The sequence below is a fragment of the Pseudomonas sp. 22072 genome (assembly GCF_052046095.1).
Lineage (GTDB): Bacteria > Pseudomonadota > Gammaproteobacteria > Pseudomonadales > Pseudomonadaceae > Aquipseudomonas > Aquipseudomonas paracarnis.
On record NZ_JBQEQE010000003.1, the window covers coordinates 1 to 19,745 of the forward strand.

Sequence of the window (19,745 nt, forward strand, 5' to 3'; positions counted from 1 at the left end):
GTATATTTTTATGCCAAATGCGTCCTTAAGCTCTCGAAGGTCTCTCACGTAGCGCTGGTAGTCCTCCTCGGCAGCAAAGACCACCTGGCGGTTGTGACCACGCTGTACAACATGATGAGGATAGTTGGGCAAAACGACATGTCCCACTCTGGGCATAGGTAACCTCCTTCCTTAGAGAATTACAGCCTAGCAAATGGAAAAAAATAAATCTGTCCCCTTTTTTCTATCAGAAAAAAATAAATCTGTCCCCTTTTTTCTGTCATCAAACAGTAGGCGTATATTTTTATGCCAAATGCGTCCTTAAGCTCTCGAAGGTCTCTCACGTAGCGCTGGTAGTCCTCCTCGGCAGCAAAGATCACCTGGCGGTTGTGACCACGCTGTACAACATGATGAGGATAGTTGGGCAAAACGACACGTCCCACTCTGGGCATAGGTAACCTCCTTCCTTAGAGAATTACAGCCTAGCAAATGGGGAAAAAATAAATCTGTCCCCTTTTTTCTCAATGCGAGTGAGCTTTTGGCTTCGGCATCAGCAATGGCGAATGAACAGGCGTTTTCCTCAAACGGATCACAGCGACTTCAAACCTTCGGGTTGGCCCAGCTGATCGAAAGCGCGCACCTTCTAGTAAACGATGCTCTGAAAAAAACGAGTCCAGTAACCCTCTGATTTTTAATGGAGAAAAATAGATGAGGATAGGTTACGCAGTTTTATTCGAAATATCGTGGCCTACCCCATCTATCACTTATATTTAAACAATTGAATACTTACAAAAAAATGGTGCCTTATAGACATCCATTTTGGCTAACTATAAAGCTAGCAGGTACCAAAAAATAAAACCACGTTATTAAACAGCAAACCGCCAATAGAGCAATCAAATAAATCTGCCCCTTTTCCACTCCAACTAGACTGAAAATTTTTTTGAGTAACGCTCTTCTAATCTTTCAGCAGACCTTAGAACGCCATCCCCATCATCAGGAAAGAAAGCAGAATAAACATCTGCTGCAATTTTCATCAGGGAAACGTAGTCAGGCACTGGGATACTTGAAGTTTCCACTTCGCCCAAAAAGAAACTAACCTTATTGAAACTTTCTGGATCGTCCCAGTCCTGATCAAGGGCGTAAAAAAAACCTTCACTCACAGAGAAGCCAAATCCCTGCGAAGCGTCATAGATGAACGCTGGAAAATTAGTCCTTCCCCTCGCCATAGAAGCCTCTATCAATTCGTAAAGATCTTCATAGTCCAGACCAGTTGAAGCAAATGACTCCTTGAACCTCTTAAGCCAAGCCAAGCTATCCATTAGTTTGTCCTCGGGGGCATAGTGATAAAGGAATTTGTTATTTCTCCTGTCTTGCTATTACGTGTCACTTGGAAGTGATAGCCATCAACTTTAATACTAGCTTCTCTCAACGCTGGGTTGGTTTTAAACAAAGACTCGGCTTGGACTGCCGCTCGACTAGACATATCAGCCACCCTGCTATCCGGCAGAACCTTTGGATCGTAAGTCGTTTTCGTGGATGTAGGCTTATACTCACCCATTTTGCCACCTGTCAGCGAAAACGCGTAACCAGAGGGCCTAACATTTCGCCAGTAAAGTACCGAGTTCCTAAGTCTTTAGCAGGCTCCATCCCTCCGTAATACTCCTTCATACGAACTCTATCAGAAATCTCTTTCAGATATTTCTGCAGTAGAAGCATAACTTTATCAACATCACTAAAAACAGAATCGTCAAAACACAGCTCTACGTCAACACCGCCCCCACATTTTACAACTCTAAGTAATACAAAAAAATCGGAGGAAGCAGATACAATATCAAAACCATACAACTTAGCAGACACACAAACATCACCTTCAAAACGACAAAGCTCCGCAACCATACTTTGATCAAGGCCCAAGCAACTCGCAATACCGAGCACTTCTGAAGCTGTCACATCGTCGACGCGCTCCGAATGACTCTCCAAATCCTTCAGAAGAATAATAATATCGTCTTCAACCACACCACCTAGAACAACCTCATATAACTCTTTCATAAATTAGTCGACAAACCCTTTAAATGCCCCATCTAAATTCAACCGTATGCCACGCCCGTCGCCAAGACGTTTCTCTATAAATGGAATTCCTTTTTCTGTTGTCACCGACTTAAACTCGCCGGGAGCACGTATTATTTCACGTAACTGCTTCATAGCCTGCTCGTTCCAAGTAGCCATAGACCCTGTAGTCTTACCCCAAATATCAGGATTTCTACCCGCGTGCTTCGATAGTGCATGACCGATAACGGTGGAACCTTTGTAAGGTAATTGAACGAAAAAAAATGGACAGATTTATTTTTTCAGAGACTCATCCGCTACGTCTCAAGATCTTCACAAAGCCCAAACCTCAAAAAACCTGCCCCCTTTTCTTGTCAAGTAAGTGACGCTCAAATTTGCCCCATTTTTTCTTCTAGCCTCACCCCGACTCAACAATGAAATCTTTCGCTAGAATCATCGCCTCAAAAAAACCAGAGAATGGAACTCTCAAAGTCGCGCTACTTAAGTCAGCAAAGATCTCCACCTCTAAAGCGTCCACCCCTTTATCCTGATTAACTTGAGCAATTGGTTCGCCTTTATATTGAATCTCCGCAGTCAGCCTTTTATAGCGATTATCACTAAAGCCCAGAACTTCAAAATCCGAATTACTTTCAAGTTTCATGGTTTCGCCTTAGGGTCCAAAAACCCAGAAAATGAGCCATCATTATTGTAGCGCAGACCTCTTCCATCGGGAGCCCGGACCTCTAGCCCACCGCGACTCAAATTTGAGAATGTTGAATTTGAATTCTTGAGAACGTCATCAATAATACCGAGTGCAGTTGCATTTTGCTTTTCAATTCCACCTGTGAGTTTTGGGAACGTTCCAGTAGCTCGCTGGCCAGAAGCATGCTTTGTGAGCGCCCTAGCAGCCTCTGTCAGACCTTCCTTATTGATAGGATTTGAAGCTGCGGCAGATAGATCATCGAAAGTGCGGCCGCCGAAATTTTGCAGGGCGGAAGGCAATCCTTTTGCACCTCCCATCACAAGCCGACCTAATACTGCCGCCAGCCCAGCACCTGTGAGTTCACCGGCCATAAAATAGCCCCAAGCCTTGACGAACTCGTTAGCCGGTTGAACCCCTTCAAAACCTTGTCCTTGGGCCAGCTCCAGCTGTGCTTGGGCAATTTGGTCGTTAGTGGCACCTTTTTCCAGCATGTCCTTTGCCAGAGTAGTCGCCGCTGATCCGTATTCACTTAAGCCTGGTGGCAGATGCTCCAGAAAATTGTATTGCGTCAGGTTTTGCGCAACCCAAGCCCCTTTCTCGATCTTGGCAGCGTCCGCATCTTTCTGCCCCGCAGCCGCCAACACACCCACGATCTGCGAACTCATCGTCAGCAACTCTTCGTTGCCGTTAACCAGCGTATTCAGATGAGTAACCAGCGCCTCATTCGCCCCCGCTGCCAACGCACCGGTTTTAAAATCGCCGCCCGTAGCCTCAGCCAGCAAACCACCTACCATCGCGTGAATCGCAATCTTGGGTGCCGACCCATCGGCAACTACACCTTGGGTGTAATTTCCCACCAGATTGAAACTAGCTGCCGCCAACGTATTGAACAGCGCACTTTTTAATGCATCGCTGGCGCTACCGCCCTGCCCGAGTGCCTTGCTCAGCAGCATGGATGTGCCGCTTTGCAACGTCTGGTTGGCGGCAAATTTACCGACACCGCTCCACGTATTCAGTAGACCTGGCGTCGTGACTTTCCCAGTGATTGTGTTTGTTTGAGTCCCCGTCCAATCACCAAAATATGCAGCGGTCATGCCAGCCGTGACGCCAGCAATCACATACCCCTTCATCGCATCCGAAGAAGTCACGTCCTTGAGTACCGCGCCCAAGTTGCCACGGTTGTTAACGACACTGACCGTAGCGTTGGTCGCTGCTCCTGCAGCCACTGCTCCAGCTGCCACGCCAACGCCCGCCCCTGCGCTGGCAGCCGCACCCGCAGCCAACGGCCCAACCACCGCCGCCATCACAATCGCAATAATGATCTGCGACGCAGGCCCCAACCCTGAGTTGCTGTACTTGAAGCTGTCATGAATCTCCTTGACCTGCCTCCAGTCCACATCCCCACGAGCCTCTGCATCCTTAATCCAGGCCAGTTGAGTAAAAAAAGGGGACAGATTTATTTTTCAGAAACTCATCCGCTACTTTTCAAAATCCTCACAAAACCAAACTTCAAAAATAAATCTGTCCCCTTTTCTTTGATCGCTAAAATAAATCTGTCCCCTTTTCTTATCAGGCCGCCCTTGTTATAAGTGCTCGCGCTCCAGGATGCATCTATTTGCCTTGGAGCTGGTAATGCCTTGACCGCATCATCTACAACAGCCCCAGTTGCTTTTGCACCTACTTATAGAGCTGGAATTGATTAGAGGATAATGCCAACTGTGAAACTGTTCGCCCCTGCTCGTCACAAAACTCTATTTCATACCCCTCAACTGGCTGACTATAGATCTCGATAATCGCGCCCTTCATACCTGCCCGCAACCCCTCCTCCGGAATATCCTCGATTAACACAACCACATCAAAAAGCGAATAAACCACCTTATACTCCTTACTTGACATAGAGGGTCGTCATCCTAGGTGTGGCAGAACCCGGATCATATATCCAGCCTGTACGGACAGTTGCCGTATTACCGTTTGGCCCAGTTATTGGCATATCTATAGTTATACGCTGACCAAATTTATCAGAAGCGCCTAACTTCGCAGGATACAGCGCTGCACCCTCCTGTACTTTTGTTATTAAACTGGCAGCATTCGTTTGATTGTAGCCCAAGGCCGACTCAAAGACCTTTGCTTTGTTACCGCCAACAGGGTGCGCTGTGTTCAATGCATAAGATGTCACTTTGCTCGGATCAATAACCGCTTTTTCTGCATTTACCAACCGGCCAGATGCTTGGGTCTGAATGACAGCCTCTGCGTGAGTATAATTTTTCCAGTTACCTGTCGGGCCTGCTAGAGGAGTCCGCGGCACGGTAGCAGCTACCTCGCCGGTTGCTTTTGCACCCGCCAACTCCACCTTAACAACCTTAGCAGTGACCTTTTCGACGAGCAAGGCCCCGCTTTTCAGCGCTCCCCCAACCCCCGTCCCAAGCGCCACCACGTCGCTTATCAGCTTCCCGGTTTCACGCCCTGCGTTAAACGATCCACCCGCCCCAGCTCTTTCATACTCTGCTTCCAGATTGTCAATTCGTGCGATGTAGGACTGCTTCATAGCGTCCGAAACATTACCCAGCACATCCCCGCTCTCAAGCACAGATCTCAACGCCCGATACGTCTCTATCGGGCTGACGGCAACTTCCAAGATGCCCTTGACCGTATCAAGTAGCCCTTCCGGCACCCCAACCACTGCCCCACCCGCAAAGCTGGCGTCCTGCCCGGCGTCGATCAATTCCCACTTCGTATTGATCCTGAGTGTTTCCAGTGAATCTTTGCTTTCTTCCAGCTCTTTCGCTCTCTGAGCCTTTTGATGATCGCCCAGATAGTTGTATTGCGTGGCATTCTTTGCCACCCACGCCCCAGTTTGCAGGCTCTGCGCATCCGCATTGCTCTGTACCGATGCCGCAAGCACACCAAGCAACTGCGAGTTCATGACCAGCAAACCTTTCTTCTGGTCATCGGGCATGTCCGCGTAGTTCTTGGCGAGGCTATCCAGCAATGCCTCATTCACACCCGCTGCCAGGGCCCCTGTGCGGAAATCTCCTCCAGAAGCCTCAGCTGCCAACCCGCCCATCAAGGCATGTAGCCCAATCTTGGTAATGCCACCTTCTGCAAACCGGTTCTTGGAAACATCCCCGACCAGGTTGAATCCATAAGCCGCAAATGCGTTAGCCAAACTACTCTGCAACGCGTCGCCAAGACGGGCTTCGCCCCCGAGCGCCCGATCTACCAATATTGATGTTCCGTTTTGCAGTACTTGGTTGGCCGTGAACTGCCCCACACCTTGCCAAGTGCTCAACGGACTTACGGTGGCAACTGCACCTGAGTTGGGGAGTGCAGTGGAAGTACCTGTCTGAGTGCCGGTCCATTTGTCATAGACACCTGCAGTCAAGCCCGCAGTGACGCCGGACACCACGTAGCCTTTCATCGCGTCGCTGGAAGTGACATCCTTTAAGACGGTGCTCAGGTTTCCACGGTTATTGATGGCGCTGATCGCACCGTTACTCGCCATGCCAGCAAGCACGGTACTGCCCGCAGCATTGGCCCATCCGGCAGACGTGGCCGCAGTCCCAACAGCCGTGGCACTCGCCATCGATGTCCCCGAACCAGCTGCGGCAATTGCACCGCTGGCGGCTCCCATCGTGAAGTAGGTAACAATGATCGCGATGATGATCTGCGCGCCGGCGCCCAAGCCTGAATTGCTGTACTTGAAACTGTCGTGCAGCTCTTTAACCTGGCGCCAATCCACGTCTCCGCGCTGCTCGGCCTCTTTTAGCCAGGCCAGTTGCGGGTCGGCTTTGACCATCACATCAATCGTCTGACTAACCGTATTTTGATCGATCTGCTTGATGTCAATTTTCAAGCCATCGACGGCTTTAATCACGACGCTGCCTTCTGCAATCATCTGCGTCTGACGTAGCGTCTCGTCGGTATTCCCCTTGCCCTTGGAGCTGGTCCAGGCGAGGTCGCCCTTGCTCTTGGTGTGGCTCTCGTCATGCAGATCCTTCACTGCCTCAAACGTCACCGCCCCACCGCTGACAATCGCAATACCCCCACCACTTTCAAGCTTCGCCGCCTGGTACTTCTGATCCCCACCACTCTCCAGCGTCAGATCACCCCCAGTCTTGATTTCACTCCCGACATTCTTCACATCGGTCACTTCATCACGCTGAGTCTTCTTGCTGCCCCAATTGCCCTTCTTGCTCATGTCATACAGCGAGTAATGACTGTCCTGCGCCGCCAGCATTTGCAGTTCGTTATCAGCGTGCACATAGGCTTCATTGCCCGCGCTGATTTTGCTGGCGACTAGCGTGAGGTCGGTGCCGGCGATGGCGATCAGGTCGCCGCCGGCTTTGAGTTCGGCGCTTTGTTGGGTGACGTCGTCCAGTTGGGTGGTGGTTTTGGTGCCGCCTTTTTTGCCTTTGGAGTAGTCGTGTTGTTCGTTGGCGGCGGCGGCCAGGGTCAGATTTTCTCCGGCCTTGACGCTGAGGTCTTTGGCGGCGCTGACGGTGCTGGCGACCACGGCGATGTCGCGGCGGGCGTCGATGGCGAGGTTGCCGCCCACGTCCACACCGGAGGTATGTTGCAGGATGGTTTGCTCGGTGCCGCTGATACGGCGGCGTTGGTAGGCGTAGTCGTCCTGCTCGGTCTGGCTGGCGATCAGTACGTCGCGCCCTGCGGTCACACTGGCGTTGCCACCGGCCTTGAGGTTGCTGCCGAGGTTAAGCACGTCGCGCCCGGCGTTCAGTTTGAGCGTGTCGGTGGCTTCGAAGCGGGAGGCTTCGCTGGCCACGTCGTTGCGCAGTTGGTAGCCCTGGCCTTCCTGTTTAAAGGTGGTGACGGTGCGCTCGTTGATGATGTCGCCGGTCACAGCAGTGGCGCTGATGTCGCGGCCATTGATGATGCCGCCACGGCTGTTGCGGATCGAGTCGGTGGCGAGCATTTCCAGGCGGTTGCCGGCTTGCATCAGGCCGCTGTTGTCGATGTTGCCCGCGACCATACTGAGGTTGTTGGTGGCCCGCAGGGTGCCGCTGTTGTGCAGGTCGCCGCCGGTGACCAGGCTCACGTCCTGGCCCTGGATCAGTGCGCCGTTGGGCGCCAGGCGGTTGTTGGCCTGGGCCAGGTAGAGCACGGGGGTCAGGACTTTCTGGCCGTTGACCTCGGCTTCTTCCATCCACACGATGTCGTGGGTCAGTGCCGCGACTTGTTCGGCGGTGAGGGACACGCCCAGTTGCAGGTTGAGTGAGTCCTTGTAAGAGATGGCGTTGTCCATCAGGTAGCGGAACAGCGCGTCATCACTGGCAAGGCCGTTGATGTAGCGTTGGCCGGTGCGGGCCACCACGGCTTCGCGGATCAGGCGTTGCTCGTACAGGCCATCGCCCAAGCGCTTCCAGCTGGCGTCGGGGTTGTAGCCGAGTTTGCCGAGCAGGTAGTCGGAGCTCATGAACTGCTTGAGGTCGGTGAGCGCCGGGTTGGTTTCGATCAGGTATTTGTGGCTGTTATCTACCGGGGTGATTTCCGGCAGGCCTTGTACGCGGGTGACTGATGGGGCACGGCTGTCCAGAGCCAGCGGGCCCTGGCCGTTGACTGCACCGCTGACGGGCTGGCCGTCGAGGCTGAAACCGCGCTCTTGCACGGCGTTGTAGTCGAGGGTTTTCTCGCGCTCGGCGGCGCTGATTACACGTCCACTCACGCTGAAGTCACCGCTACCGGTAGCCGCGTTACCCGCTGCACCACCCTTCGCGGCCTGGCCGCTGAGACGGAACAGGCCGTTCTGGCTGGTCGGCAAACTGAAGCCGGGCAAGGTCACCGGGTTGACCTGGCGTTGGGCCAGATCTGGCGGTAGCTGTGCGGAGATCGCCGGCTTGACGGTGGAGGCAAATACCTCGGAATTGGTGTTGCGGTTGGCCGCCGGGGTGTCGATGTGGGTAGCGTTGGGGCGGATGACGCTGTTGTCGATCCTGGAGGTCGCATTGACCGTCACCGCACCTGCGGCCTGAATCACCGCCTGTGCAATCACGCTGCCGGTGGTGGGCACTACATAGCTACTGCTTTCATAGAAATTGCCAACGCCTGCCCTGACCTGGTCCATCGTCATCTGGCCCGGGCGGTAGTCGCCTGAGTTGGGATTGTTGTAGATGTTGAACTGGTTCTGGCGCTCCATGAAGGTGTTGTAGATGCCACGGTCGCGGGTATAGAGCCCGGAATTGAAGTGACGCTCTTCGCCGCCTGCCGCGCCGCGGTTGGTCAGCACATCGGTGTTGATCAGGATATTCCCGGCGGCGGATACCGAGCTGTAAAGGTTATCGAAGGTCTGGCTGCCCACAGTCAGGTCGCCACCGGCGTTGATGAACGCAGAGGCCGAGCTGCCGGTGATGACATCTTCGTATTTCTCCACCGAGTTGAAGTACAGCTCGCAGCCTTTGCCTTTGCAGTAGTCGTTCCAATAGATATTGAGGTTGCCCGACACCAGCTTCATTTCAGTGGTGAACTGGTCACGACGGTTGCTCAGGGTGTCTGCCAGCAAGCGCATGCCGGTGCCACTTTCCAGGCTGCCGGAGACGTTCTCGATCAGGCTGCTGCGCGCGCTCGCATCATCCCGGGCGATGTCCAGGGCGCCGAGGCTGTAGACGTCGCCATAGCGGTTGCTGAAATCATTGACGCGCAACGCCATGTCGTTGCCGCTGAAGAGCAAGCCCTTGTCATTGACCAGGTGCGTGGCGTTCAGCCGGACTTTTCCGGCGCCGCCCAAGGTGCCGTAGTTGTTCAGGGTGGTGGCATTGACTGTCAGGTCGCCGATGGCAGTCAGGCGCCCGTGGTTATTCAGGCTCGTGCTAGTGACCTGGTTGAGTGCGCCGCCGGCAATGCGGGCGTTCTCGCCCAGGTCCATGCTGGCGCTGGTGAGGCTCATGTTGCCCAGGCTGCTGACGCGGCCGTTGCCGCTGTAGCCACCGGTGAGCGTCACACTGAGGGTGCCATCACTGGCCAGAAGGCCGTCGTTGGTCCAGGTGTCGCCAATGCCGATCAGGCTTTGTGCACCGAGCAACTGGCCGCTGGCGGTCTGGGTGAACTGGCCGATGTCGAGGTTCAGGCGCCCGGCCTGGATCACGCTGCTGTTGGTCCAACTGGCAGCCTTGATGTCCAACTGGCCGTTGGTGACGAAGCTGCCGCCGGCCCGGGTGACTTGGTCGGAGGTCAGGTCGAACGTACCGGTGCCGGTGTGTACGATGCGCCCGCCGTTATTGTCCAGGCCGGCGGCTTGCAGGTTCAGGTGTTCGTTGGCGCTTTCAAGCACGCCGAAGCGGTTATCGAACAGGCCGGAAACATCGATGTCGGTCGTGCCCGTACGGCCCATGGCCCGCAGGTTACCGCCGACGTTGTTGATGGTTTGCGCAGCAAGGCGCAGGACGTCGTCGCTTTCAATCAGGCCATAGCCATTGCTCAGGGCGCCAGTGAGGCCGAAGTCGATATTGCGTGCACCGACCTTGCCGCCCTTACCGGCCGCCGTGCCCTGGTTATCGAAAGCCTGGGCAGTGACCTTGAGCAAGGTATCGGCGTAGACACCGCCGCCCTGGTTATTGAAGGTCGTGGTGACGATGCGGCTTTCACCGCCGAGTGCGGACAAATGCCCCATTTGGTTGAGCAGCCCGCCCTTGGCTTGGATATCCAGCGACTGCGCCTGAGTGATGCCGTTGCTGTTAGTGAACAACCCAGTGACCAGTTTGACCCAGCCCTTGCTGCTGTTGAGTACGCCACCGGCCGTGTTGGCTACACTGGCGGTTTCCAGGTCCAGGTTGCCACTGAGGCTGTCGACGCGGCCGCCCTGGTTACTCAGGGCGCCGCTGAGGCGCAGGCGGTTATCGGTCTGGCTTTGCAGCGTGCCTTGATCGTTGGTGAGGGCGCGGGCGGTAAGGTCGAGCTTGCCCTTCTGGCTGAACATCAGGCCGTCTTGCTGGTTTTGAACGTCACCGGCCAACAGCTTGATCACCAGGTCTTTCTGGCTGGCAAGCGTGCCTTTGGCGCTGTTATCCAGGTCGCCATTGGCGAGGGTCAGGTCAAGGCGATCCTGGCTGACCAGTTGGCCGCCTTGGTTGCCCAGGCTGGCGGCGTTCAGCAACAGGGCTGCGCCACTGGCCAGGCGCGCATTGTTGGCATTGATCAGCGCGCCACTGAGGGTACCGTCCAAGGTGCCCTGGCTGATCAGTTGGCCAGCACTGTTGTCGAGACTCTCGCCGATAAAGGTGATGTTGGCGGCGTTGATACGCCCACCACGGTTGAGAATTTGACTCTGGGCATTATTGAAGCCCAGGTGTTGAGCTGCGGAAATCAGGCCGTTGTTGCTGTTATCCAGGCGACCGGCAACGTTGAGGTCGACATCGGCCTGGCCGGAGATGATCCCCTGATCATTGTTCAGGCTGCCCGCGATGAGCGTTTGTTTGCCCATGCTGACCAGGGCACCCGCCGCGTGGTTATCCAATACACCGGTGAGGTCAGTGTGCAGGGTGCCACTCTTGCTCGACAACGTGCCCTCGGCGCTGTTGTCGAGGCCATTGCCGACCACCGTCAGACCGTTCCAGCCGGAGATCAAGCCCTTGTTGGCGTTGACCACGGTATCCGCTTCAAGGCGCAATTGATCGGCACTGAGGATGACCCCGCGATCACCGTTATCGATGCGTTTGGCGGCGATGGTGAACGCCGTCTGGCTGGAGATTTCGCCTTGTTCTCGGTTGGTCAGGTTAGCCAGGCGCGCGAAGGTCAGCGGACCTTTGGCGCTGATCAAGCCTGCGCTGTTTTCGAGATTTCCGCCTTGCAGATCGAGGCTCACAGCGCGTTCTCCGATCAAGCGGCCCTGGCGCTGGATCAGCTGTTGGACGATGAGTTTCAAGTCGCCCTTGGCTGAGATTTCGCCATCCAGGCTTGAGTCGACTGTTTGCCCGGTCAGAGTCAAATCAGCCTGGCTGTTGATCAACCCGGCAGTGTTATCGAGGTTGGCAGTGGTCAGGTTCAACGCCTGTTGACTGCCGATCACACCCGCGCGGTTATCCACATTGGCGGCTGTGACCGTCTGGCTACCATCGCTGACGATTCGCCCGCCCTGGTGATTGTCCAGCGCGCCGGTGTTGAGCGTCTGGAGCGTGCCGGCCGAAAGGCTGCCCTTGTCGCTGTTGTTCAAGGAGCCTGAGGTGGTCGTCAAAACCGTAGCGGCAAAGATCTGCCCCTGGTTATGGTTATCCAGCACGCCGGTGACCTTCAGGTCCAGCGCACCACGGCTGGCGAGCGCGCCACCGGCCTGGTTGTCCAGGCTGTCGGCTGCCACCTGCAGAACGCTCTTGGCGGACAGTACACCTTCCACACTGTTATCCAGCGCCTTGGCGATACGTACCTGCAGGCTGTCGCCACTGATGACTTTACCGCCGCGGTTATTCAGCGCATCGGCCATCAACAGGAATGATTGGGTGCTGGAGATTTCACCGCCCTGACTGTTGTCGACGGTGCCCAGGTTGTTCAGCAGCAGTTGGCCCGGTGTCGCGATCAGGCCGTGGTCACGGTTGATCAGTTGCCCATGGCCCAAGTCCAGGTCGATGCTGGTATTGCTGATCAGCTCGCCACGATCATGTTGGTCCAGCCCGGTCAGGGTTGCCTTGACCGTGGACTTGGCGAAGATCGAACCTTGTTGGCTGTTGTCCAGTCGCCCTGCGTTGAGGGTGATGCCAGCGTCACTGCTGATGCTGCCGCGCTGGCTGTTGTCCAGGCCGGCGCTGCGCACGTCCACCTGTTGCTTGGCGCTGATCACGCCGCCCTGGCTGTTGTTCAGCGCAGTGCTGACCAGCGTGGCGGTGCCATCGGCCAGCAGCTTGCCAGCCTGATTGTTCAGTTGGCCCTGGGTGGTGATCGACAGCGCATTGGCCGCAGAAAGAATACCGCCCCGGCTGTTATCCAGGGTGCCAGCCCTGACGGTCAGTCCGCCCTCGCTCAGCAGCGTGCCCTGGCCTTGGTTGAGCAAGTCTCCGGTCAGGCTAATGGTCAGGTCTTTTTGGCTGGTAACGCGGCCACCCAGGCTGTTATCCAGTTGGTCGCCATTCAATGCCAGGCTCTCACGCCCCGCCAGCAAGCCGTTGCTCTGGTTGAGCAGGCGCTGCACCGTGAGCGTCAGGCCGCTGTCGCCGATGACCTTGCCGGTGGTGTTGTTCAGTTGATCGGCGACCACCAGCACCCTGGCCTGGCTGGAGATCTCGCCTTGCTGATTGAGGATGGTCTGGCTGCGCAGGTCCACGCCCTTGGTGGCAGCGATAAGGCCGCCGTTGCGGTTATCCAGGGACGCGCCGGTCAGGTTCAGCGCACCGTCGCTGACGAGTTCGCCCGATTGTTGATTGAGCACACCGACGGTTGCCTGCAGGTCGCCCTTGGCGCTGATACGACCGGCGCCGTTTTCGAGCTGGTTGGCGTTGAGGGTCAGCGCACCATCGCTGCCCAACTTGCCGCCATTGCTGTTGTTCAACTGGTTCAGTTGCACGTGTGCGGCGGCCTTGGTGCTGATCACGCCCGCTTGGCTGTTATCCAGATCGCCGCCGGTGAGGGTCAGCGCGCCGTCGGCAATGACCAGGCCACCCTGGTTGATCAGGCTGTCGCCGTGCAACGCCAGGGTGGTTTTGCTGGACACCAGGCCGCCCTGGCTGTTGTTCAACTGCCCTGCGGTTATTTGTTGAGCCCCCTGGCTGACGAGGTTGCCTTCATTGCGATTGTCCAGCAGCCCGGCGACGGTCAGGTTCATCACGCCTTGGGCGGCGATGGAACCTTTGTCGCGGTTATCCAGGCTGGCCGCCTGTACTGTCAGGCTGGACGCAGAGAAAATCCCCAGGCGGTTATCGATGGTACCGCTGGCGGTTACGTTGAGGTTGCTGCCCAGCAATTTGCCTGAACGGTTATCCAGGTTCGTGGCAATCACGGTTGTCTGGCTGGCAGAGATTTCACCCGCCTGGTTACTCAGTTGCCCTGCGGTTACACGGGCCTGCGCCTGGCTGGCGACCAGGCCGTTATCGTTAGTCAGTTGGCCAGCGTTGAGCGTCAGGTTCTTGAGGCCGATCACGCGACCGTTCTGGTTATCCAGCGCAGCGGTCACCGTAACGTCGGTGCTGTTTTCACTGTGCAGCAGACCGTTGGTGCGGTTATCCAGACCGGTGGCCGTGACCTTGAGCGAGTCCTTACCCAGTACACGACCGCCACGGTTGTCGAGTTGACCGGCGTTAATCACGGCGGTGGTACCGCTCAGAGTGCCGCCTTGATTGTTCAAGGTTTGGTTGGCCGTGGCGGTAAGGGTTCGGCTGGCAACCACGCTGCCGCTATTGCTCAGGTTTGCCGCGCGCAGACTGACATCGCCACCGGCATTGCGGCTTTCATCGGCGTTGACACCGGCTTCGATGATGCCGCTGTTGACCAGCGCCCCACCGCTGGTCACGGTGATGCTGTCGCGGGCCGCCAGGCTTTTCTGGTTGCTCAGGCCTGTAGAGGTTTGTACATCGACTCGCGTGCCGGCATACACCGCACCCGTAGCGTCCAATTGACCGGCCTTAATCACCACCGCTTCGCTGGCTTTGGCATTAGCCAAACTCAGTCGTCCATTGGCATCGAGCTGAATATCACCGCCACTGGCCATTAACGTACCGTCGAGCTTCACGCCCACCCCGGCCTCGGTGCCCACCAGTTTGATCGCCCCGGCATACATCCCACCCAACGCCGTCGAATCAATCGCCAGCTCCGGCTTGGCACTGCCGTCATCGGCCCGGGCGGTGGCTTGCAGACTTTTAGCATCGACGTCATTGCGCCCGGCAATCACGCTCAAGTTGCGCGCGTTGATCTGTGCGTTAATCCTGGCCGAGCGGGTGATGATTTCAAAGCGGTCGACGTTATCGGCATTCAAGCCCTGGCCGTCGATGGTCACGGCGCCGCCATCAACCTGGTAACGTTGCAGTTGCCCGCTTGCGTCGAGTATCGGTTTGCCGGTGGTCAGGGTGACGTTGGGGGTGTTGATGAAGCCGCAGCCACTGCAAGTAATGCCATAGGGGTTGGCGACGATGACCTTGGCCGACTGGCCCGCCACTTCGGTGTAGCCGCGCAGTTGGCTGGGGCTGCCGCCGTTGACTTCGTTGAGGATGACGTTGGCGGCGCGGCCTTGCAGGTTCGGGTTGCCGAGGATGATGCCGCCCAGTTGCGTCGATTGGGTACGGTCGGTGGCGTTGTTGAGTATCACGCCGTTGGCGCCGACGTTGTAGTCCTTGAACTGGTTGTGGGACAGGCCACTGCCATTGGGGGCGGCGATGTTTACCACCGGCACGCCATTGCCCGCCTGGCCGACCGTGGTGCCCGGCGCGCTGACCACGATGCCTTCGGCCTGGGCCAGCAGCGGTTGCCAGAACAGCGCGTTGGCCAGGATCAGCGCCACGCCACGTTTGGGCAGGCCCAGGAACGCGTCACGGCTTTTCAGGGCAGCAGAAGGCTGGCGAACCAGGAAGGCAAATTGGCGAACATCCATTTCAAATTCTCGTTGCAACTGGGCGTTGAATTACAGGAAGAAATCCATGCGGAAGTAGATCGGTGCTTCGCGCTCAAGCAGCGCGGCCGGTCGTTCCAGTGAGTGGGCAAAGGTCACGCTGGTGCTCACGTGTTGGCCGCGGGCGAACAGCTCAAGGGAGTTGCTCGAGACGCGGCCGTGCACTTCGCCGTTGTAGCGACCATTGCGGATCACGCCCTGGTCGTAGCCCACGCTGGCACCGTACTCGCCGAACACCGGGCGCAGCCAACCGAGGGTCACCGGGCGGCTCCAGCGCAGGTCATTGCGCCAGTAACCGCCGCTGTCGCCGGTCAGTTGCTGATCCTTGTAGCCGCGTACCGACGCCGAGCCACCGAGGCTCATGCGCTGGGGGCTGAACAGCACGTCTTCGCTGCGTTGGCCGGTGGCCAGGCTGGTGAAACTGAACGACTCTCCCCACAGCGTGAAGGGTTGCAGGTAGCTGACGGTGGCGGTGTATTTGCGGTAGCGCGCATCCGGCACGCCAGGCATGGGGTTGTGATTGCCTTGGGCGTCGAAGGCGCCGGTGCCGTTTTGCATGCCCACATCGACGTTGACGAACGCACTGCCGATACGACGACCATGGTTGATGCCCAACTGCAGTTCACTGAGGCGGTTGCTGCTCTCTTTGAGGCGGCTGCTATCGATGTAGTTGTTGGTGCGCAGGTGGGACAGGCCGACGTTGAGCGACGTCTTGCTCACGGCATCACGGTGGATCACCCGCTCAGCGCGTAACTGATGGTTTTCACTGTCACCGGTTTGCTTGAAGTCGAAACCGTCGCCCTGGACGACCGAACGGTAATCGCTCTGGTTGTAGCTATAGCTGAAGTTCCACCAGCCCCAAGGCACGTTGTAGTAGAGCATCGCGTTCTTGGAAGTTTTCTGATGGTCGCTGACCGCGTCATGGCCGCCGCGCAGAATCAGCTGATCGGCCAGGCCCAGCGGGCTGTCCCACTCAAAGCCGGTGCCCCACTGCTGTTCGCCGGTGCTTTTCTGGCCATCGTTATTACGTGAAAGACTGGCGCGCCATGGCTTTTGCGGGGTGTTTTTGACCAATACCGAGCTGCCGCCCACGGCCTCGCCCGGGGTCAGCTCCATTTGGGCTTGATTGGACGGCAAGCGATTGAGTTGGTCGACGGCCTGCTCGATTTCTCGCAGGTTCAATATCTCGCCGCTTTTGCCGGGAAAGGCCATGGCCAGCTCGCGGTCCGTCAACTTGCTGTTGTCGGCGCCCTTCAAGCCTTCGAGTTTGCCCTCCACCACCAGCACTTGCAGATGCCCCTTGGACATGTCCTGTTGCGGCAAGTAGGCGCGACTCGTCATCAGGCCTTTGTCGATGTAGAAGTCGGTGAGGTCTTTGAGCAGGGCGTTGAGTTGTGAGACGCCCAGGCATTGACCGGTGTACGGTTTGAGCAGACGCTCGCGTTCAGGGGCAGGCAGGTGGTCGGCCCCCTGGAGTTCAATGGTTTGGATCGGGAAGCAACGGCTGTCCACCGGGGCTGCTGGCGCTTCGGGCCTGGCCTCTTTGCCGGGCAGTTCCTTGAGTTGTTCAAGGCGGCGTTGCTGATCTTCCAACAGGCGGTTTTGCCGGTCGCGGATCAGGTCCTGATCACCCGGAAGGGTTGCCGCCATCACGCTGGGGGAGGCGAGGCAGACAAGCAGGGCAATGCTCAGTGAATACCGAGTCCGTGGCGGTTGGGAATTCATGTTCGATCCATCGAATTTACGAAGGGTGGCAAACTAACATCGACCGCCCCTCACGCCAATAAACCGACTGCACTTTAGGCAATGTCTTAAAAAATTCGTAAGCAGCTGACACAGAAGAAAAAATAACCAAAAAGGAGAGAGTTTCGTTTGAAGTTCCGATTTGGTTTCCGACCAGCGGTATCAGGTTTGATACACATTGAAGGCGTATACGAACGACCGGACTATCGGTCAGCGCCGGTCCGCGTATGAGTATTTGAATTTAAGGAATGCTTTTTGGACGGCGACGGAATCTGAGCAAGAGACGACTCAGCGTCGACTCGGGCCTGCCAAATCACAGGCAAAAAAAAACCCGGAAATCCTCACTTGCGTGGGCCTTCCGGATTTTCTAAACCGCCAAAAATGGTGGGTCGTGTGGGATTCGAACCTACGACCAATTGGTTAAAAGCCAACTGCTCTACCAACTGAGCTAACGACCCGCTGTGTGGTGGCGCGTATAATACTGATTTCTAAGGATTATTCAACACCTTATTTTAAATAAATCAGAAAAAACGCATTTGAACGGTAATTCGGTGGGTAGAACGCCTATCGCAGCAGCCGGATCAGCGCCCCGGCTCGTCGTTCCACAGGTACTTGTGCAGCTGCAATTGCAGGCGTACCGGCAGGTTGTCCGCCACTACCCAATCCGCCAGGTCACGGGCATTCAGGTCGTGATGGCTCGGCGAGAACAGCACCTCGCCCGCTCGACGCTCCAGGCTATACTGGATCAGCTTGGAGGTGGCCCAGTCATAATCGTCACGGGAACAGATGACGAACTTGACCTGATCGTTGGCCGTCAGCAAGTCCATGTTCTCGTAGCGATTGCGGTGGGCTTCCTTGGAGTCCGGGGTCTTGAGGTCAACCACTCGGCTGACGCGCGGGTCGACCGCGGAGATGTCCAGGGCGCCACTGGTTTCCAGAGAGACCTCGTAACCGGCATCACACAGCTGTTTGAGCAACGGAATGGCGTTGGGTTGCGCCAGAGGCTCACCGCCCGTCACGCAGACGTAGCGCGGCCGGTAACCGGCAACCTGCTCCAGGATGTCGTCGAGGGTGCGCACAGTGCCGCCGCTGAAGGCGTAGGCGCTGTCACAGTATTGGCAACGCAACGGGCAGCCGGTGAGCCGTACAAATACGGTGGGCAGGCCAGCAGTGCGCGTTTCACCCTGCAACGAGTAAAAGACTTCGGTAATACGTAGTGTGTCTTGCATAGTCGCCACGGGCGTAACAGCTAAACAGGCTGTCCGCCTCCGTCAGGCACTTCAAGGGATTGCGCCAACGCGTCAACCCCAGGAAGCGTGTTTCATAAAAGGGCGTGGATTCTAACGAAAAAACCCGCGACAAGCGCGGGTTTCTTCTGAATGGGCTGCATTGCTTACAAGCGTTGCAGGTCCCGCTGGGCCAACTGCGCCGCGGAAGTACCCGGATACTGGGCAACCACCTGCTGCAGAATACCTTTGACCTTGTCGGTGTGACCCAGGCGGCGTTCTACGTCAGCGAGTTTGTACAGCGAATCCGGAACCTTGGCATGCTTGGGGTACAGCTGGCTGACCTTGGCAAAAGCCTGGCCCGCCGCCTGCAAATCACCCTTTGCCAGGTTGACCTCACCCAACCAGTACTGGGCGTTGCCCGCGTACTGGCTGTTGGGGTATTTGCGCAGGAAAGCGGTAAAAGCCTGGCTGGCTTTATCGAAATCCTTGGCCTTGATCAGGTCGAAGGCTGCATCGTAATACAGTTTTTCCTTCGCTGGATCGCCCGGCTCGCTGCTGGCGGCAGGAGCTGCAGCGGCGGCCCCCGCTGCTGCGCCACCGGCAGCGGCACTGGGTGCGCCACCGGTAGAAGAATTATCAGGAGTAGCGGCAGGTGCAACACCGGCTCCAATACGACGGTCAAGATCCTGGTAACGCTCCAGGCCTTCTTGCTTCAGCTGGTTCACTTGGTTCTGCAGAACTTCAATGGCGCCTTGTTGCTGGGCCAACTGATCCTGCATGCGTTGCAGCTGGTTGAACAGTTCGCCCTGTGCCGAGGGAGCGGACGTAGCCGCTCCCCCCGCATAGGCGCCGTTCGTGCCATAACCCGCTGGCGGATAACTGCTCCCGCTATTGTTATAGCCTGAGTTGCTATCCGTTACAGGAACCGCAGCCCACACCGCAAGCGGTGCGAAGCTGAGAGCCAATACAGTTAGAGCACGACGGCACATTCGCATGACGAATTACTTACGCAGTTCGACGCGACGGTTCTGAGCCCACGACTGTTCGTCGTTGCCAGTTGCAACTGGACGCTCTTTACCGTAGGAAACCAGTTCCAGTTGGCCTGGAGCAACACCTTGCAGTACCAGGTAGCGCTGAACGGCTTTCGCACGACGCTCGCCCAGTGCCATGTTGTACTCACGAGTACCACGGGCGTCAGTGTTACCTTCCAGAACAACGCGAGCGCCGTTAGCTTTCAGGTCCTTGGCGTGAACGTCCAGAGCGCGCATGGCTTCTGGCTTCAGGTCCGAACTGTCGTATTCGAAGTAGAAAGTGGTGATAGCGCGCAGAGCAGCTTCTTCGCTCAGGGAGCCGTCGACCGCACCAGTGTTGGCGCCGTAACCAGCGTTTGGATCAACAGCTGCGCCTTCACCGGCATTGTCGCCGCCTTTAGAGGAGCAACCAACGGCTACGGACAGAGCCAGAGCCAGAGCAGCAAACTTACCAAACTTCAGCATTTCCATCGTGA

At 56.7% G+C, this 19,745-nt stretch carries 10 protein-coding genes, 1 tRNA gene and 4 pseudogenes; 1 reads left to right on the forward strand and 14 read right to left on the reverse strand.

From position 1 onward, the window contains the following. Both ACTJLA_RS03690 and ACTJLA_RS03695 read right to left on the reverse strand, forming a co-directional pair. Positions 1 to 156 (reverse strand): annotated as a pseudogene (locus tag ACTJLA_RS03690) (transposase); the annotation flags it as partial. 101 nt (positions 157 to 257) lie between these two features. Continuing rightward, a pseudogene (locus tag ACTJLA_RS03695) lies at positions 258 to 431 on the reverse strand (transposase); the annotation flags it as partial. 80 nt (positions 432 to 511) lie between these two features. Between ACTJLA_RS03695 and ACTJLA_RS03700 the strand changes: the two are divergent. Beyond that, positions 512 to 667: pseudogene (locus tag ACTJLA_RS03700) on the forward strand (DUF6124 family protein); the annotation flags it as partial. A gap of 235 nt (positions 668 to 902) precedes the next feature. On the opposite strand, the gene ACTJLA_RS03705 reads toward ACTJLA_RS03700, so the two are convergent. The 12 genes and pseudogenes from ACTJLA_RS03705 to pal form a co-directional block, all read right to left on the reverse strand. Next, the gene (locus tag ACTJLA_RS03705) at positions 903 to 1,298 is read right to left on the reverse strand and encodes a hypothetical protein (RefSeq protein ID WP_054918452.1); all 396 of its coding nucleotides are present in this window, start codon (positions 1,296 to 1,298) and stop codon (positions 903 to 905) included. A 250-nt stretch (positions 1,299 to 1,548) separates the two neighbouring features. After that, the gene (locus ACTJLA_RS03710) at positions 1,549 to 2,028 is read right to left on the reverse strand and encodes a hypothetical protein (protein ID WP_054897996.1); all 480 of its coding nucleotides are present in this window, start codon (positions 2,026 to 2,028) and stop codon (positions 1,549 to 1,551) included. Between the two features lie 3 nt (positions 2,029 to 2,031). Next, complete coding sequence (locus tag ACTJLA_RS03715; protein ID WP_164919369.1) at positions 2,032 to 2,181, reverse strand: hypothetical protein; 150 nt, start codon at positions 2,179 to 2,181, stop codon at positions 2,032 to 2,034. A gap of 262 nt (positions 2,182 to 2,443) precedes the next feature. After that, entirely contained in the window at positions 2,444 to 2,686 is a 243-nt protein-coding gene (locus tag ACTJLA_RS03720; RefSeq protein ID WP_054897997.1) for a hypothetical protein, read from the reverse strand. 587 nt (positions 2,687 to 3,273) lie between these two features. Continuing rightward, positions 3,274 to 4,164: pseudogene (locus tag ACTJLA_RS03725) on the reverse strand (DUF637 domain-containing protein); the annotation flags it as partial. Between the two features lie 241 nt (positions 4,165 to 4,405). Continuing rightward, complete coding sequence (locus ACTJLA_RS03730; protein WP_034128708.1) at positions 4,406 to 4,603, reverse strand: DUF4926 domain-containing protein; 198 nt, start codon at positions 4,601 to 4,603, stop codon at positions 4,406 to 4,408. A gap of 10 nt (positions 4,604 to 4,613) precedes the next feature. Further along, complete coding sequence (locus ACTJLA_RS03735) at positions 4,614 to 15,248, reverse strand: two-partner secretion domain-containing protein (RefSeq protein ID WP_440840650.1); 10,635 nt, start codon at positions 15,246 to 15,248, stop codon at positions 4,614 to 4,616. A gap of 30 nt (positions 15,249 to 15,278) precedes the next feature. Next, positions 15,279 to 16,991, reverse strand: coding sequence for a ShlB/FhaC/HecB family hemolysin secretion/activation protein (locus ACTJLA_RS03740; RefSeq protein WP_314545068.1), 1,713 nt, complete (start codon positions 16,989 to 16,991; stop codon positions 15,279 to 15,281). Between the two features lie 400 nt (positions 16,992 to 17,391). Next, positions 17,392 to 17,467, reverse strand: a tRNA-Lys gene (locus ACTJLA_RS03745). Between the two features lie 123 nt (positions 17,468 to 17,590). Continuing rightward, positions 17,591 to 18,238 carry a 7-carboxy-7-deazaguanine synthase QueE gene (gene queE, locus ACTJLA_RS03750; RefSeq protein WP_314545070.1) on the reverse strand — a complete coding sequence of 216 codons (648 nt, stop codon included), beginning with the start codon at positions 18,236 to 18,238 and terminating at the stop codon, positions 17,591 to 17,593. A gap of 164 nt (positions 18,239 to 18,402) precedes the next feature. Further along, positions 18,403 to 19,233, reverse strand: a complete 831-nt coding sequence (gene ybgF, locus ACTJLA_RS03755) for a tol-pal system protein YbgF (RefSeq protein WP_314545072.1) — start codon at positions 19,231 to 19,233, stop codon at positions 18,403 to 18,405. A 6-nt stretch (positions 19,234 to 19,239) separates the two neighbouring features. Next, positions 19,240 to 19,740, reverse strand: a complete 501-nt coding sequence (gene pal, locus ACTJLA_RS03760) for a peptidoglycan-associated lipoprotein Pal (RefSeq protein ID WP_003193861.1) — start codon at positions 19,738 to 19,740, stop codon at positions 19,240 to 19,242. Positions 19,741 to 19,745: the final 5 nt, after the last annotated feature.